The following is a 2,425-nucleotide window of genomic DNA, read 5'->3' as shown; positions in this document are numbered from 1 at the left end:
TGTTAGAGTCGATAGGGGCATTACTACCCCTACCTCTCCTTCAAAACCGGACGTGAAACTTTCGCCTCATCCGGCTCCTTGATATCTTCATCCTTTGTTAAGGACACAAATTCAAAACGGGTGTTATACTGGCTTCTCGTTAAGGGAACCGTCATTTTCCGTTTTTGTGTCGTGACAGTGTTTATGTAGAAGTTGGAGGTTTTTGTACTCATCCTTACCGCCTAATGAGCGGGGTTGGATATGGTCAACTTCTACGGTGTCTGCAGGTGTGAAGTACAGACCACAGTGGGTACATTTACCTTTTTGTGTCTTAAGCAGTGTCGCCACTCCTTTTGGTGTTTCAGGGTATTTTCCACGTCTAGAGCTCCAATAAATCCAATCACCGTCGTAAGGTGTTGAGCTGCCTTTTACCTTGACGTGCCTAATAATAGGAGTTGCTTGGTGTTGGGTTAGCTCTAAACCTTCTTCTGTGCTGAAACACCAATTTCTGTCGCCTACTGTTCGCCAGTATTTGTGTTTATTGATGCTACCTTTTCCCCGTCTTCTAGCCCATGCTCTTAACTTGTCATAAGTAAGACTATCGACCTTGTTAAAGATTTCCTTACTTACTACTGTTGAGTAATAGTTTGACCATCCCCTAATTATTGGATTCAGCCGACTAATTAAGGCAGCTTGAGGGGCGGTTTTATGAGTGTCTATTACTTCTTCAATTTTTGCAAGATGAGCTTTGACTTTAGGCTTTGACGGGGTGATTAATGTTTTAAAACCAAGTGAAATTCCATGTGTGTTTTTGGCACTTCGGTAGTTACCTACTTTATGTTGTTGTACGTGGAATCCTAAGAACTCAAACCCAACATTTCCATTGTATTCGTTAAGGGTGTGGGTTAATTTTGTTTTACTTGGCTTTAATTCTAAGCCTAAATCACTTAACCATTCTGCAATTATCTTCTGACAGGCTAGTATTACTTCAATGTCTTTGTGTATAATCACAAAATCATCGGCGTATCGGATTAAACTGATTTCTGCTTGTTGGTTTATGTTACCACCTACGAATTGTTTAACCCGTTCTTCCATTCCATGTAAGGCTATATTTGCCAAAAGTGGGGAAATGACCCCTCCTTGTGGAGTACCTTCAACGGTAGGGAAAATCTCACCTTGGTCTAATACCCCGCTTTTAAGCCAGGACTTAATTTGTCTTCGCAGTCCTGGATAGGTATTGATTTTGTCAAGTAATGCTTTGTGATTAATGCGGTCAAAGCATTTGGCAATATCAGCGTCTAGCACATATTTGGCTTTGTATCTGATATTGTCAAAAATAGCTCCTATCGCATCGTGACATGACCTACCTGGTCTAAAACCATAGGAGTTTGGTTCAAAAAGAGCCTCCCATTCTGGTTCAAGTGCTGATTTTACAACTGCTTGTAGGGCGCGGTCGTACATTGTGGGTATGCCTAATGGTCTTGACTCATTGGTTCCTGGTTTTGGTATCATTACCCGACGTGTCGGTTGGGATTTACCTGTTACTTTGAGTTGACTTACTAGCTCTAATCGTTGCTTTGGGTTTAGTAATTTGATACCATCCACACCTGCTGTACGTTTGCCAGTATTATCTTGTGTTACCCGTCGTACCGCTAGAACCTTACTAGACCATGAGTTAATCAAGGTCTTTTGAAGCTTCCTCACTGCTTTAACGTCGCCACGCTCACTTGCTCGATAGATACGTTTTTGCAACTTGAACGTCAATCTTTCAGCTTTTCGCCAATTGATTTGATTCCATTCCACCGTCGGGTTGTCCCGCGTTTTAGACTTATTCATTGCTACTAAGTTCCTATCCTTGAAGCTACCGTGTACCTGTCTGCATATCTCTGTTATTACAACAGAGCATTGGCTTCTGATACAATCCCTCTCCCATATATTATTCGTTAGCTACTTACTTGGAATCGACCTGATTCAAGAAATATATGAGAGTTACTTCGTTCCAAATACACATTGATTGAGGTTTTAGTGCGATGCTATCCACCGGGTTTATGGGCGGTGCTTATAGGTCGAACAGTCAATCGCCTATGCCCTATCCTTGCCTTTTGGCTTGGTCTTAATCAGTCTTTACCGTGTTTTGCAACGGTCTTATTCTGATTGAGCCGTTAGACCATCTTGAATAACGATGGTTCAGACACATCTTTACTTTCGCTACACATTAACTCTTGCTCGACAGTTACCAGTTTCGGCTACCAGTAGTCTGCCTTTTATCCCCGCTTTATCCTGTTAGTTGCTACCCAATAGGATAGGGGATATGCTTTAACCGCTGCACTTGCGGTCTGGGACTAGGGATGAACCGCACCCAGATGTGTATCCAGTTATGATGACTTTGTAGTCATCCTAGCCATCCCCTAAGTATCGTTACTCAGTTTCGGCTAAACGAATCGCA

General features: G+C 42.3%; 1 protein-coding gene. It reads right to left on the bottom strand.

Annotated elements, in window-relative coordinates; translation table 11 throughout:
• Positions 1 to 123 precede the first annotated feature (123 nt).
• The gene (gene ltrA, locus QZ938_RS32875; RefSeq protein ID WP_363318929.1) at positions 124 to 1,815 is read right to left on the bottom strand and encodes a group II intron reverse transcriptase/maturase; all 1,692 of its coding nucleotides are present in this window, start codon (positions 1,813 to 1,815) and stop codon (positions 124 to 126) included.
• Positions 1,816 to 2,425: the final 610 nt, after the last annotated feature.

The sequence above is a fragment of the Microcoleus sp. CAWBG27 genome, assembly GCF_020883145.1.
Lineage (GTDB): Bacteria > Cyanobacteriota > Cyanobacteriia > Cyanobacteriales > Microcoleaceae > Microcoleus.
The sequence above is the reverse complement of the archived record's forward strand: the minus strand, read 5'-3'. Positions and strand labels throughout refer to the sequence as shown.

Excerpts from the sequence above, each read along its gene's own strand:
- ltrA (WP_363318929.1), bottom strand. The coding sequence starts at position 1,815 with ATGAATAAGTCTAAAACGCGGGACAACCCGACGGTGGAATGGAATCAA.